Raw genomic sequence first — 14,568 nt, forward strand, 5'->3', positions numbered from 1 at the left:
GACAACAGAAGACACTATGCTGCAACTCAAGGACAAAAAGGTGTTGGTGCTGGGGCTCGGTGATACCGGGCTTTCGGCATTGCGCTGGCTCAAGCGCCAGGGTGCCCTGCTGTCCGTTGCCGATAGCCGCCAACTGCCGCCAGGTCTGGAAGCCGTGCAGCGCGAGTTCCCCGGCGTTGCCATTTACCTGGGCGCATTCAGCAGGAGAGCTTCGCGGATGCCGAGATTATCGTGGCTAGCCCAGGTGTAGCGCTGGCTGAGCCGCAAATCCAGGCTGCCATCGCGCGCGGTGTGCCCGTGGTGGGGGATGTGGAATTGTTTGCCCAGCATAGGTCGCCCACGGCCAAGCTGATTGCGATCACAGGTGCCAATGGCAAGAGCACGGTGACTACCCTGGTGGGTGAGATGTGCAAGGCCGCAGGCAAGCGCACCGTGGTGGCAGGCAATATCGGCCTGCCTGTACTTGAGGCTTTGGATGGCAGCGCTGAAGTCTATGTGCTGGAACTCTCCAGCTTCCAGCTGGAAACCACTTCCAGCCTGCATGCGGATGCCGCCACTGTGCTGAATATCAGCGAAGACCATATGGATAGATATCCTGGCATGAAAGCCTATGCCGCAGCCAAGGCCAGGATTTTCAGCCAGGCCGAGGTGCAGGTGCTGAATCGCAGGATGACTGGAGCCTGGCCATGGCGCGGCCTGGTCATACCCCGATTACTTTTGGCACTGAGCCAAATGATGGCGCACAAGTGGGCGAGCATGCCCAGGATTTCGGTCTGCTTACAGATGCAGGCCAGACTTGGCTCGCTCAAGGCTCGCGCAAATTGTTGCCCGTAGCTGAATTGAAAATTGCCGGGCTGCACAATGCTGCCAACGCACTGGCAGCTTTGGCGCTATGCAGCGTGCTGGGCTTGTTGCAGGAGCCAGCCTCTGAGGCCGCCGTGCTGCAAGTGCTGCGCGATTTCACGGGCCTGCCGCACCGTGTGCAGTGGGTCACCAAAGTAGCAGGTGTGGATTTCTATGATGATTCCAAGGGCACCAATGTAGGTGCAACCTGCGCTGCCATTAGTGGTCTTGCGCGCAAGCTGGTATTGATTGCAGGTGGCGATGGCAAGGGCCAGGATTTCTCGCCCATGCTGGGGCCTGTGATTGCTCACGCGCGTGCGTTGGTGCTGATAGGCCGCGATGCCAAGCTGATTGCAGAAGCGCTGGCAAGCAGCAAGGTGCCCACACTGCATGCCGAGAGTCTGGAGCAGGCTGTGCAACAGGCGTATGAATTGGCTGAGACTGGTGATGCGGTATTGCTCTCGCCTGCCTGCGCCAGCCTGGATATGTTCCGCAACTATGTGCACAGGGCCGAGGTGTTTGTGCAGGCGAGTCTGGCCTTGGCTAAGACTCAGTCACCAGCGGAGGGCCACGCATAATGTATATGCTGAGTGGTCGTGAACGCCTGGTGTCTTCCTCCACCTATGATCAGGCTTTGGTCTGGGTCACGCTGATCCTGCTGGGCATAGGTCTGGTGATGGTGTATTCCGCCTCCATCGCGCTGGCAGAAGCCGACAAAATGACCGGGCATCAGCTACCTACTTCCTGTTCCGCCATGCGATTTTCCTGGTGATCAGTCTGGCGGCGGCTTTTGTTACCTTCCAGATACCCACACGGGTCTGGCAGAAGATGGCGCCTTATCTGTTTATTACCGGGCTATTGCTGCTGGTGCTGGTGTTGATACCTGGTGTGGGCCGCAACGTTAACGGCAGTCAGCGCTGGCTGTCGCTGTTTGTGATCAATTTGCAGCCTTCGGAATTCATGAAGTTATTCGCCGCCATTTATGTGGCCGATTACACCATACGCAAGGCCGAGGTGATGGATAGCATCAAGCGCGGCTTCCTGCCCATGGTGATGGTCATGGTGGTCGTGGGCTGGCTGTTGCTGCGCGAGCCTGACTTTGGCGCATTCAGCGTGATTGCCTCTATCTCCATGGCCATACTCTGGCTGGGCGGCATCAATGGGCGCATCTTCGGCGGCTTGCTGGCGCTGCTGCCTGTCGCCATCGTTGGCCTGATCTGGAGCTCGCCTTACCGTATGCAGCGCGTGATCGGCTTTATGGACCCTTGGGCTGACCCCTTCGGCAAGGGCTACCAGCTTTCGCATGCCTTGATTGCCTTTGGCCGTGGCGAATGGCTGGGTGTGGGGCTGGGTGCCAGCGTGGAAAAACTGCTTTATCTGCCAGAAGCGCATACCGACTTTCTGATGGCGGTGATTGCTGAAGAACTGGGCTTCCTTGGTGTGGCAGTGGTGATAGGCCTGTTTGCCTGGCTGATTATTCGTGCCTTCCGCATAGGCAAGGAAGCCGTCAATAACGAACGCTACTTTCAGGCACTGCTGGCGCAGGGCATAGGTGTGTGGATAGGCGTGCAAAGTATTATCAATATGGGCGTGAACATGGGTGTGCTGCCCACCAAGGGCCTGACCCTGCCGCTGCTGTCCTTTGGTGGTAGCGGCATTCTCGCCAACTGCATCGCCCTGGCTATCTTGCTGCGCATAGATTGGGAAAACCGCCGCGTGCAGAAAGGGTTGCCAGCATGAGCGACAAAACCCTGATGGTGATGGCAGGCGGCACTGGCGGTCATGTCTACCCGGCGATGGCGGTGGCAGATTATCTGCGCGCCAAGGGCTGGCGCGTAGTGTGGTTGGCAACCGAAGGCGGCATGGAAAACCGCTTGATCGCCGACAAGCCTTACGAGGTTTCCGTGATTCGCATGCGTGGCGTGCGCGGCAATGGCATCAAGCGCTGGCTGATGCTGCCTGTGCAACTGGCAGTGGCGATTTCGCAAAGCTATGGCGCCATGCGTGAATACAAGCCTGCCGTGGTGCTGGGCATGGGCGGCTTTGCCGCTTTCCCTGGTGGTGTGGTGGCCTGGCTGCTGCGCAGGCCGCTAGTAATACATGAACAGAATTCCGTGGCTGGTTTGACCAATCGCAGCCTGGCTAATTTTGCCCGCCGTGTGCTGGCAGCTTTCCCCAGTGCGTTTGGTAACAAGGCCGCACTGGTAGGTAACCCTGTGCGTGAAGATATTGCCAGTGTGCCAGCGCCTGAGATCAGGCTTGCGGGACGCTCAGGCCCGTTGCGCCTGTTGGTGCTGGGCGGCAGCCTGGGTGCACAGGCACTCAATGAAGTGGTGCCGCTAGCGATAGCGCGTCTGCCAGAGGCCGCACGCCCGCAGATTATTCACCAAGCCGGGGTTAAGCATATTGAAGCCCTGCAACAGCATTACGCCCAAGCTGGCGTAGTGGCTGATACCCGCGCCTTTATCAATGATATGGCCGAGATGTACACCTGGGCCGATCTGGTGATCTGCCGTGCGGGTGCCCTGACCATCGCCGAATTGTCTGCCGTTGGCGTAGCAGCGTGCTGGTGCCATTCCCACACGCGGTGGACGATCATCAAACCCATAACGCTGCTTATCTGGTGCAGGGCGGTGCCGCCCTCCTGGTGCAGCAGCGTGACCTCACAACAGAAGTGGTAGTGAACATAGTGCAAGACATGACACGTGAGCGCCTGCTAGACATGGCGATCAAGGCAAGAGCGCTGGGCCTGCCTAAGGCGACAGCAACCGTAGCCAACATCTGCGAGGAGGTAGCGCGATGAAGCATAAGGTCAAACAGGTGCACTTCGTCGGTATAGGCGGCTCAGGCATGAGCGGCATTGCCGAGGTGCTGCTCAATCTGGGCTTTAGCGTCAGCGGCTCTGATCTCGCCGATAATGCCACCACGCGCAGGCTGGCGGGCTTTGGCGCGAGATTGTCGCAAGGTCATGCCGCAGAACATCTGGGTGATGCCGATGTGGTGGTGGTATCCAGCGCGGTCAAGGAAGATAACCCTGAAGTGGTGGCTGCACGTGAGCGCAACATCCCCATCGTGCCGCGTGCGCTGATGCTGGCCGAGCTGATGCGCTTCCGCCAGGGCATCGCCGTGGCCGGGACGCACGGCAAGACCACGACTACCAGCCTGATCGCCAGCATACTGGCAGAAGCAGGCATGGACCCAACCTTTGTGATTGGTGGCCGCTTAGAAGCTTCCAATAGCAATGCGCGCCTGGGCGGTGGTGAATACATCGTCGCCGAGGCGGATGAGTCTGATGCTTCCTTCCTGCACCTGACGCCGATTATCTCCGTGGTCACCAATATCGATGCTGACCATATGGATACCTATGGTCATGACTTCGAGCGCCTCAAAGGCGCGTTTGTCGAGTTTCTGCAGCGCCTGCCTTTCTATGGCATGGCAGTGGTGTGTATCGATGACCCCAATATACGTGCGATTCTGCCGCAGATATCCAAGCAGGTGATGCCCTACGGCTTCTCTGAGGAAGCGCGCATACGCGCGAGCAATGTGCGCGCCGAAGCTGGCCGTATGCACTTCACCGTGAGCCGCATCAACGGCGTGACCACTACCTTTGATGTCACGCTCAATCTGCCTGGCCGCCACTATGTGCTCAATGCCCTGGCGGCGATTGCGGTGGCAAGTGAGTTGAACGTGCCGGATCAGGCCATTATCAAGGCACTGGCTGAGTTCAAGGGGGTGGGTCGCCGCTTCGAGCGCTATGGCGAAGTACCTGCACGTACTGGCGGTCATTTCACGCTGATAGATGACTATGGTCACCATCCGGTGGAAATGCAGGCAGTGATCGCCGCTGCGCGCGATGCCTTCCCTGCACGCCGATTAGTGCTGGCCTTCCAACCGCATCGCTACACCCGCACGCGTGATTGCTTTGAAGATTTCGTCAAAGTGCTATCGGGTGCCGATGTGGTATTGCTGACCGAAGTCTATTCCGCAGGTGAATCCCCCATAGTGGCCGCCGATGGCCGCTCGCTGGTGCGCGCGATACGCGTGGCGGGGAAGGTGGAGCCTCTGTTTGTAGAAACACCGCAGGAATTGCCACAGGCGATACACGATATGGCGCTGGATGGTGATGTGGTCATCGTCATGGGCGCGGGTTCCATAGGCCAGGTGGCGGCGCATACCAAAGAACTTGCCAAAGAATTGGCATCAAGCCAGGCACCGCAGTTTGCGCTTAAGGAGGTAAAGCTGTGATGGTTCAGACCAGCACAGGCAGCCTGCTGCTGAATGAACCGCTGGCACGCTACACCAGTTGGCGTGTCGGTGGCCCGGCAGAGCGTCTGTATATTCCGGCCGGGTTGGAAGACCTGCGTGGCTTTCTCTCCAGCCTGGATAAGCAGGAGCCGCTGGTGTTCATAGGCTTGGGCTCCAACCTGCTGGTGCGGGATGCTGGGGTGCGTGGCACGGTAGTGCTGATGCATGCAGCGCTGACAGGCTTGCGCATGGACGATAAGCAAGTGTTTGCCGAAGCTGGTGTGACCTGCGCCAAGCTCGCCAAGTTTGCAGCGCGCCAGCACCTGCATGGCGCAGAATTTATGGCCGGGATTCCTGGCACAGTGGGCGGGGCGCTAGCCATGAATGCAGGCTGCCATGGCGGCGAGACCTGGGATGTGGTGCAGCAGGTGCTGACTTTGGACAGGCAGGGCGAGTGCATGTGCGTGAGCGTGCGGAGTTTGAAACTGCTTACCGTCATGTAGGCATGCCAGTGGCGGATGAATGGTTTGTAGGCGCGTGGTTCAGCCTGGTGACAGGCGAGGCCAGTGAGGCGGAATTCAAGATTAAGCAGTTGCTGGCCAAGCGCCTGGCAACCCAGCCCCTGAACCTGCCCAATGCAGGTTCGGTGTTCCGTAACCCTGAGGGTGATCATGCGGCGCGCCTGATCGAGGCCAGCGGCCTCAAGGGTTACCGCATAGGCGGTGCGCAAGTGTCGGAAAAACATGCCAACTTCATCGTCAATACGGGTGAAGCCAAGGCAGCAGAGATAGAAGCCCTGATTGCGCATGTGCGTGACACGGTAGAAGCGCAACACGGTATTAGATTGCAACAAGAAGTCAGGATTATTGGAGAGGCAGCATGAGTAGTGGGTTTGGCAAGGTAGCGGTGTTGTTGGGCGGCAAATCCGCCGAGCGCGAAGTATCGCTGAAGAGTGGCGCTGCCGTACTGGCTGCACTGCAAAAAGGCGGTGTAGACGCCCATGCCTTCGACCCTGCCGACCGCCCCTTGCATGAACTGCAAGCCTTTGATCGCGTTTTCATTGCCCTGCATGGCCGCTACGGTGAAGACGGCACACTGCAAGGTGCGCTGGAACTGATGGGAATCCCTTACACCGGTAGCGGTGTTATGGCCTCCAGCGTGGGTATGGATAAATGGCGTACCAAGTTGTTGTGGCGTGCGGCTGGCGTGGCAACGCCGGAGTTCGAGCTGGTCACGGCAGAGAGTGATTTTGACGCCATAGAGCTCAGGCTGGGTCTGCCCTTGTTCGTCAAGCCTGCCAACGAAGGCTCCAGCATAGGCATCAGCAAGGTCAAGACCGCGGGTGGACTCAAGGCGGCTTACGAGTTGGCGGCCAAGTCTGACCCCTTAGTCATCGCCGAGCAGTTTGTCGGTGGTGGCGAATATACCGTGGGCATACTCGGTGATGAGGCCTTGCCCATCATACGCATAGTGCCTGCCAACGAGTTTTACGACTATGAGGCCAAGTATCTGCGTGATGACACGCAATATCTCTGCCCTTGCGGTTTGAATGCAGAGCAGGAAGCCAAGATACAGGCAGAAGCCTTGCAGGCCTTCCGTGTGCTGGGCGCGCAGGGCTGGGGCCGGGTGGACTTTTTGATGGATGAAGCCGGGCAGCATTATTTCCTGGAGGTGAATACCTCGCCTGGCATGACAGATCACAGCCTGGTGCCCATGGGGGCGAGAGCGCGTGGCCTGAGTTTTGAGCAACTGGTATTGCAAGTGCTGGAGTTGGCGCATGTGGGATAAGCCGCGCGTCCTTAACTGGATCGCGAATTTTCTTAATGCGCTGGCAGCGGTGATGTTTTTGTACGGCCTGGTGTATCTGGTGGTGCATCTGCCTATTTTTCCGCTGAAGGAAGTGCGCGTGGAAGGGCAGCTAGGCCACGTTACGCGCGAGCAGATCAAGTGGATAGTGGACAGACACTTGCGTGGCAATTTCTTCACGGTGGATGTGGTGCAGGCGCGCGATGCCTTCCAGAAGCTACCCTGGGCCCGCAAAGTCAGTGTGCGCAAGCGCTGGCCAGACCAGCTGGAAGTGGTGATAGAGGAACAACATGAGTTGGCACGCTGGGGCAATATCGCGCTGGTGAATACCTATGGCGAATTGTTCCATGCGGCTTCGGATAGTGATTTACCCGTGTTTTACGGCCCGGGTGATGGGGTGGCAGAGGTAGCGCAGTTTTATGGCAAGTTCAGCCAGATTCTGGCGGGTGGTGCGGGCATGAAGATTTCGCAACTGGCACTGACACCACGCCGAGCCTGGCAGATCACCACAGATAAAGGCCTGGTGATAGAACTGGGTAGGGAACAGATGGAACAACGCCTGCAGAAATTTGCCAGCGTTTATCAGCACACCCTGGGTGGGCTGAGAGTAGGGATTAGTTACGCAGATTTACGTTACCCCAATGGTTTTGCCGTACGCAAGCCTGAGCTGGTAGCGCCCAAACGCAAGACAGGAGCAGCCTGAGTAATATGGAAAATTGGAGAGATAAATGAGCAGGGTCAGGGAAGATAAAAATCTCATTGTCGGGCTGGATATTGGTACATCCAAGATAGTGGCCATCGTCGCCGAATTGCAGCCCGAGGGCAGCCTCAAGGTCATAGGCCTGGGCCAGAACACCTCGCGCGGCTTGAAAAAAGGCGTGGTGGTGAATATCGATTCCACGGTGCAGGCCATACAGCGTGCGCTGGAAGAAGCCGAGCTGATGGCTGATTGCAAGATCAGCACGGTGTTCACAGGCATCGCGGGCAGCCATATCAAGAGCCTGAACTCGCACGGCATGGTCAAGATCAAGGACGCCGAAGTCACGCAGATGGATGTGGATCGCGTGATTGAGACTGCCAGAGCCATCGCCCTGCCTTCCGATCAGCAGATTCTGCATATCCTGACCCAGGAATTCATTATCGACGGCCAGGAAGATGTGCGCGAACCCCTGGGTATGAGCGGCATGAAGCTGGAGGTGAAGGTGCATATCGTCACTGGCGCGGTGTCTGCGGCCCAGAACATCGTCAAGTGCATCAAGCGCTGCGGCCTGGAAGTCAGTGACCTGATTCTGCAACCGCTGGCTTCCAGCCTGGCGGTGTTGACTGAAGATGAAAAAGAATTGGGCGTGTGCCTGGTGGATATAGGTGGTGGTACTACCGATATCGCCGTGTTCAAACAAGGCGCGATACGCCATACCGCTGTGGTGCCAATTGCGGGTGACCAGATCACCAATGATGTGGCGGTGGCATTCCGCACGCCTACGCAATCGGCTGAAGAAATCAAGATCAAGCATGGCTGCGCGCTGCGTCAGCTGGCAGATGCGCGTGAAGTGGTAGAAGTGCCTGGTGTAGATGGCCGCGACCCACGCCAGCTTTCGGTGCAGACCCTGGCCGAGGTGATAGAGCCGCGCGTGGTTGAGTTATACGAATTTGTCCTGGGCGAGCTGCGTCGCAGCGGCATGGAAGAAATGATTGCTTCCGGCATCGTCATTACAGGCGGTTCCTCCATGATGAAAGGCATGGTGGAGCTGGGTGAAGAAATATTCCATATGCCGGTGCGCCTAGCATGCCGCGCAATGTGGGAGGTTTGTCCGAGGTGGTGGGAAATCCAAGATACGCCACCGGAGTGGGTCTGGTCCTGATGGGCAAGCAGCAGGTGGAACGTCAGTTCCAGGGCCAGATGGAATCCAACTCTTTGAGTCAGGTATTTAGCCGGATGAAGAGCTGGTTCCAGGGGAATTTTTAGTGGTATCTAGCAGTAACCAGCGTGAACAAGTAGTAACAGCGTGAACAGGTAGTTATAGAGCAAGTTTTTTCGAGTTTAGGCAGACGTAACTTTAGGAGGATTCAAAATGTTTGAGATTATGGACAGGGACTCTCAAGAGGCTGTGATCAAGGTGATCGGTGTGGGTGGTTGCGGTGGTAACGCCGTGGCTCACATGATTGCCAAGGAAGTTGGCGGCGTGGAATTCATTTGCGCCAATACTGATATGCAAGCACTGAAGAAGAGCAACGCCAAAACTGTGCTGCAAATCGGTACAGATATCACCAAGGGTCTGGGTGCAGGAGCCAAGCCAGAAATTGGCCGGGAAGCCGCACTGGAAGATCGCGATCGTATCGCTGAGATTATCGATGGCGCTGACATGCTGTTCATCACTGCAGGTATGGGTGGTGGTACTGGTACAGGCGCTGCACCTATCATTGCCGAAGTAGCCAAGGAAATGGGTATCCTCACCGTGGCTGTGGTCACCAAGCCTTTCTCGTTTGAAGGCAAGCGTACCAAGGTAGCGCAAGAAGGTCTGGAAGAACTTTCCAAGCACGTTGATTCTCTGATCATTATTCCTAATGAGAAATTGATGCAGGTGCTGGGTGAAGATGTTCCCTTCCTCGAAGCCTTCCGCGCGGCCAATGATGTGTTGCATAACGCAGTGTCCGGCATTGCCGAAATCATCAATTGCCCAGGCATGGTCAACGTCGACTTTGCCGACGTACGCACTGTGATGTCGGAAATGGGCATGGCCATGATGGGTTCTGCGACTGCCACTGGCAGTGAGCGTGCCCGTATCGCGGCTGAACAGGCTGTTGCCAGCCCATTGCTGGAAGATGTGAATCTGGCGAATGCACGTGGCGTACTGGTGAACATTACCGCCAGCACTTCCTTCAAGATGAAGGAATACTACGACGTGATGAACACCATCAAGGAGTTCACCGCTGAAGATGCGACTGTGATCGTCGGTAACGTCTTTGACGAGTCGATTGGTGATGGCTTGCGTGTGACCATGGTGGCCACTGGCCTTAATGGTGCGGTAGCGCGCCGTCAGCAAAAACCAGAGCTGCGTGTGATGACTCAGGTGCGTGACGGTACGACCAACCAGCCTATCTATGTAGGCGGCATGGAAGATGAAAGCCCTGCGGTTTTCAGCTCCAACGGTCGTCGTGCACAGGTTGAAGCAATGAAGATGTCTGGCGTGGAGGAATACGATATTCCTGCATTCCTGCGCAAGCAGGCAGACTAAATGTGGCGTAGGGTCTTGTGCGGGCTTGTATCTGACCCCAAGTAAGACCCAGGCACAGCCCAGTTTACCGGGCTTGATGCTGGCCTCTATGCGGGCTGGCTTAAGCCAGGCTGTGCAGACGTCGCGTGTTATAATCTGGCAATTATTGATGAGTGAGGGCTCTCGCAAGAGAGGCGACAGTGCTTAAGCAAAGAACACTGAAAACGACAATTAGCGCCACTGGTGTGGGCTTGCATTCCGGCGACAAGGTTACCCTGACCTTGCGCCCGGCGCAGCCTGACACTGGCATCGTCTTCCGCAGGGTCGATCTGCCCGAGACTGCGGAATTCCGGGTGCAACCTCACCTCGTCACCGACACCAAGCTGTGCTCTGCGCTGGAGTGCAATGGTGCGCGGGTTGCCACGATAGAACACCTGATGTCTGCCCTGGCTGGGCTGGGCATAGATAATATAGTCATCGAGCTCAATGCGGGCGAGGTGCCTATCATGGACGGCAGTGCCGGGCCTTTTGTTTTCCTTCTGCAACAGGCTGGCATTGTCGAACAATCTGCGATGAAGAAATTCATCCGCATCAAAAAACCCGTGGAATACCGCGAAGGCGATAAATGGGTGCGTTTCGACCCCTATTTCGGCTTCAAACTGGATTTCACCATAGAATTCGATCACCCTGCCGTGGAACACACCGGGCAGCGTGTGAGCATAGATTTTGCCGACAACTCCTATATCAAAGAGATCAGTCGTGCGCGTACCTTTGGCTTTATGCATGAAGTTGAGGCCTTGCGCTCCATGGGGCTGGCCCGTGGTGGTAGCCTGGATAACGCCATCGTGCTTGATGAATACCGTGTACTGAATAGCGATGGCTTGCGCTATGACGATGAATTCGTCAAACACAAGATGCTGGACGCCATAGGCGACCTCTACGTACTTGGACACCCCTTGATTGCTGCCTTCAGCGCCTTCAAGGCGGGTCACTACATGAACAATCAATTGCTGCGGACCTTGCTGGCAGATGCTGAGGCCTGGGAATACGCCACCTTCGACAAGTTCGAAGAAGCTCCCCATGCCTTCCAGAACCCGATAGGCCTGCCGCCTGCACTGCAATACGTCTAGCCCATGCTAGTTCTGCGCATACTCCTGGTGCTGGGTTTAATCTCAGTGGCCGTCTCGTTTGGGGTTTATGTAATCTCTGGTGACAAGCGTTATCTTAAATTCACCTGGCAACTTACCAAGTTTAGTCTTGTCTTGTTGTTGGTAGTCGCTCTCGTGATCGCCATGGGGCGTATCATTCTCTTCTAGCAAGCGGTTCTGCTGCATGCTGGCTCCAAGGGTTTTGTGTGGGTATTTTGCAATGTGGTTAACTAAGCTTGGCAATCGCGTCTTGGCATCCGTACTCGAATCAATGCCACAACAGTTGAAGGCTGCGTCAATACGTGCGCGCGTGCAGGCTGGCGTGGTGTCTGTGCTAGTAGGTTCTACCTTCAGTGCCAGCCTGGCCTTGGCTGCCAGCCCCGACGATCAATTCCTCAATGCCCGCACTGCCTATAACACGCGTAACCAGGCGGCGCTGGCCTCGGCACTGCAAAGCCTGCAGTCGCAGCAATACATCCTTGCCCCCTATGCCGATTATTGGTTGATGCTGCTCAATCTGAGCCAGGCTGACAAAACCAGCGTGCGTGATTTCCTCAACCGCTATCAGGATCTGCCTTTTGCCGACCGCGTGCGTGGCGAATGGCTGAAATCGCTGGCCAGACGCGGGGATTGGGAGACTTTCTTTGAAGAGTATCCCAAGTTCAAGCGCGAAGACCTAGCCGTAAGCTGCTATGCCGCCGATGGTGGCATACAGCAAGGGCTGGAATCCGCGGTGCTGGATGGCAAAGCCTTGTGGCTGAGTGCCAATGAATTACCCGCCAACTGTGAGGCGGTATTTGATCGCTTGCAAAAGGGCGGTGTGTTGCGTGAGGAAGATATCTGGGCGCGTACTCGGCTTTTGCTGCAGGGGGCCAAGATCACCGTGGCCAAAACCGTGCTGCAACGCCTGCCTGGTTTTGACAAGGCCAACCAGAAACTCCTGGACAAGGTTTACCAGAACCCACAACAGGTGCTGGAAAAGCGCCAGATCAGCCTCAATAGCAAATTAGGCAAAGAGCTTAACCTGTTTGCACTGGAGCGCTTGAGCCGCACCCAGCCAGCGCTAGCGCTGGATCATTGGGAAAAGCTGCACAAAAGTTTTGAAGTTGCAGATCGCGATTACTTCTGGGGCCGCTTTGCGCTGCATGCGGCGCGCAAGCATGACCCCATGGCGCTGAGCTATTTTGAGCGTGCGGGCAATGCCAGTCTGGACAAGGAACAACTCGAATGGCGCGCACGTGCCGCCATGCGTGCCACAGACTGGAAGGCTCTGCAAACTGCGATAGCGCAAATGCCGGAAAGCCAGCGTGATGAGCTGGTGTGGCAATACTGGAAAGCGCGCGCGCTCAAGGAACAGAAACAGCTGGTGGCGGCCAATTTAATCCTGGTGAAACTGGCGCGCGAAAACAGTTATTACGGTCTGTTGGCCGAAGAGGAAATGGGCGATGTGCTTGAAGCCCCGGTGGCGGTGTATAAAGCCAGCGCCGAGGACTTGCGCCTGGCGCTGGAAGTGCCAGGTATACAGCGAGCACTGGCCTTGCGCAGGCTTGAAATGCGTACCGAGTCACGCGCAGAATGGCAGCTAGCCACCAGTAATTTTGATGACAAGCAGTTGATTGCTGTTGCCGAGCTGGCCTTCAAGGAAGGTTGGTACGATGTTGCCATCAGTACTTCAGACCGCACCAAGTTGCTGCATGATTTTGGCCTGCGCTACCCCACGCCCTATCGCGACATCATGCAGGGTTATGCGGCTGAGAATAGCCTGGATGAAGCCTGGGTCTATGGCCTGATACGCCAGGAAAGCCGTTTTGTCAGTTGGGCTAAATCGGTGGCAGGGGCTTCCGGCCTGATGCAGGTGATGCCTGCCACGGCGCAGTGGATAGCCAAGCGCCTAGGCATGGGCGATTACAAACCTGCCATGATTAACCAGCTGGATACCAATCTGCGTTTTGGTACGCATTATCTGCGCTATACCATGGACCAGATGAACAACCAGGCGCTGATGGCCACTGCGGCCTATAACGCCGGGCCAGGACGCCCCAGACGCTGGGCTTCTGACAAACCACTGGAAGGCGCAATTTATGCCGAGACCATTCCGTTCAGCGAGACGCGGGATTATGTGAAGAAGGTGCTGGGGAATTCTTACTATTATTCCCAGCAATTGGGCACCAAGAAACAGAGTCTGAAAGAACGTTTGGGCACTGTGCCTGGCATAGGCAGTGCGGTGAGTGCAGAAGAAGACTAAACTCGGAACAAGGCATGGTCAGTCAGCACTTGTTGCCAGAGTCAATAAGATGAAGCCGGTACAAACTGGCAGGAGAAGGGAAAGCGATGCAACGTATCAGACAAATATGTGTACTGGGTGGCTCCGGTTTTGTCGGCAGTGCGGTGGTGCACAGGCTCAGCAATGCTGGCTATGACGTCAAGGTGCTGACGCGCAGGCGCGAGAGCAGCAAGCACTTGATCCTGCTGCCCAATGTACAGGTTGTAGAGTGCGATATCTTTAGTGATACGGCCTTGTCTGGCCAGATTCATGGCCAGGACGCGTGATTAATCTGGTAGGTATTCTGCATGATTCAGCAGAAGCCAGTTTTGAGCGCCTGCATGTAGAGCTGCCACGCCGCGTAGCGGATATCTGCTGCAAGCAGGGCGTGCGTCGCCTGCTACATTTGGGCGCGCTCAAGGCCGAGCTGAATTCCAGCAGCGCCTATCTGCGCTCCAAGGCCGCAGGTGAAGCAGAAGTACTGGCCAGACGTGATGAACTGGATGTTACCGTGTTCCGTCCTTCCGTCATTTTTGGCCGTGGCGATCACTTCCTCAGCCTGTTTGCCAATGTGGTCAAACTCTTGCCCGTGGTTGCGGTAGCCAAGCCTGATGCCAAGTTCCAGCCTATCTGGGTGGAGGATGTGGCGCAGGCACTGGTGAGTGTGCTGGAAAACACCAGCACCTATGGCCGCAGCATAGATCTGGGTGGCCCCAAGGTGTATACACTGCGTGAACTGATTACCTTTGTGGCTTTCCTGCTGGGCAAAAAGCGCCGCATCATAGGCCTTAACGACAAGCTTTCCTACTATCAGGCATATGCGCTGGAGCTGCTACCCTTGAAGCTGATGACGCGCGATAACCTGCTCAGCATGGAAGTCGACAGCGTCTGCAATGCGCCTATGACCGAATTGTATGGTCACAGCCTGACTGCACTGGAAGCCGAGGCACCAGAGTACCTCGCTGGCGATACCCCGCGCAGTGCTTATGACCGATTCCGTAGCCTGGCCGGACGCGGTTTCACGCGGCGCTCATAATGCAAAGCCATA

At 56.6% G+C, this 14,568-nt stretch carries 7 protein-coding genes and 6 pseudogenes; 12 read left to right on the top strand and 1 reads right to left on the bottom strand.

Annotated features, from left to right (window positions below; genetic code table 11):
- Positions 1 to 16: 16 nt before the first annotated feature.
- The 10 genes and pseudogenes from murD to lpxC all read left to right on the top strand — a co-directional run bounded on the left by murD (position 17) and on the right by lpxC (position 11,239).
- Positions 17 to 1,421, top strand: a pseudogene (murD, locus tag JCM2850_RS17255) (UDP-N-acetylmuramoyl-L-alanine--D-glutamate ligase).
- Positions 1,421 to 2,583: pseudogene (gene ftsW / locus JCM2850_RS17260) on the top strand (putative lipid II flippase FtsW). Before murD ends, ftsW begins: the two co-directional pseudogenes overlap by 1 nt.
- Positions 2,580 to 3,646 (top strand): annotated as a pseudogene (gene murG, locus JCM2850_RS17265) (undecaprenyldiphospho-muramoylpentapeptide beta-N-acetylglucosaminyltransferase). Before ftsW ends, murG begins: the two co-directional pseudogenes overlap by 4 nt.
- Positions 3,643 to 5,088 (top strand): UDP-N-acetylmuramate--L-alanine ligase, encoded by a 1,446-nt coding sequence (gene murC / locus JCM2850_RS05205; RefSeq protein ID WP_025870263.1) that lies wholly within the window; start codon positions 3,643 to 3,645, stop codon positions 5,086 to 5,088. The pseudogene murG and the gene murC overlap by 4 nt, the downstream one beginning before the upstream one ends.
- Positions 5,088 to 5,971, top strand: a pseudogene (murB, locus tag JCM2850_RS17270) (UDP-N-acetylmuramate dehydrogenase). Before murC ends, murB begins: the two are co-directional and overlap by 1 nt.
- Positions 5,968 to 6,876, top strand: a complete 909-nt coding sequence (locus tag JCM2850_RS05215; RefSeq protein ID WP_025870265.1) for a D-alanine--D-alanine ligase — start codon at positions 5,968 to 5,970, stop codon at positions 6,874 to 6,876. The pseudogene murB and the gene JCM2850_RS05215 overlap by 4 nt, the downstream one beginning before the upstream one ends.
- Complete coding sequence (locus JCM2850_RS05220; protein ID WP_025870267.1) at positions 6,866 to 7,597, top strand: cell division protein FtsQ/DivIB; 732 nt, start codon at positions 6,866 to 6,868, stop codon at positions 7,595 to 7,597. The genes JCM2850_RS05215 and JCM2850_RS05220 overlap by 11 nt, the downstream gene beginning before the upstream one ends.
- 25 nt (positions 7,598 to 7,622) lie before the next feature.
- Positions 7,623 to 8,860 (top strand): annotated as a pseudogene (gene ftsA, locus JCM2850_RS17275) (cell division protein FtsA).
- Positions 8,861 to 8,966: 106 nt separating this feature from the next.
- Positions 8,967 to 10,130: a cell division protein FtsZ gene (ftsZ, locus tag JCM2850_RS05230; RefSeq protein ID WP_025870269.1), complete on the top strand. Its 1,164-nt coding sequence runs from the start codon at positions 8,967 to 8,969 to the stop codon at positions 10,128 to 10,130.
- Between the two features lie 179 nt (positions 10,131 to 10,309).
- Positions 10,310 to 11,239 (top strand): UDP-3-O-acyl-N-acetylglucosamine deacetylase, encoded by a 930-nt coding sequence (lpxC, locus tag JCM2850_RS05235; RefSeq protein ID WP_025870271.1) that lies wholly within the window; start codon positions 10,310 to 10,312, stop codon positions 11,237 to 11,239.
- Positions 11,240 to 11,281: 42 nt separating this feature from the next.
- Here the strand turns inward: lpxC and JCM2850_RS21580 are convergent, their stop codons facing one another.
- Positions 11,282 to 11,443, bottom strand: coding sequence for a hypothetical protein (locus tag JCM2850_RS21580; RefSeq protein ID WP_159105128.1), 162 nt, complete (start codon positions 11,441 to 11,443; stop codon positions 11,282 to 11,284).
- A 64-nt stretch (positions 11,444 to 11,507) separates the two neighbouring features.
- Between JCM2850_RS21580 and JCM2850_RS05245 the strand changes: the two genes are divergently transcribed.
- Positions 11,508 to 13,502, top strand: coding sequence for a transglycosylase SLT domain-containing protein (locus JCM2850_RS05245; RefSeq protein ID WP_234406104.1), 1,995 nt, complete (start codon positions 11,508 to 11,510; stop codon positions 13,500 to 13,502).
- A gap of 86 nt (positions 13,503 to 13,588) precedes the next feature.
- Positions 13,589 to 14,556, top strand: a pseudogene (locus JCM2850_RS17280) (complex I NDUFA9 subunit family protein).
- Positions 14,557 to 14,568: the final 12 nt, after the last annotated feature.

This window comes from Methylobacillus glycogenes JCM 2850 (genome assembly GCF_000617925.1).
GTDB classification, from domain to species: domain Bacteria; phylum Pseudomonadota; class Gammaproteobacteria; order Burkholderiales; family Methylophilaceae; genus Methylobacillus; species Methylobacillus glycogenes.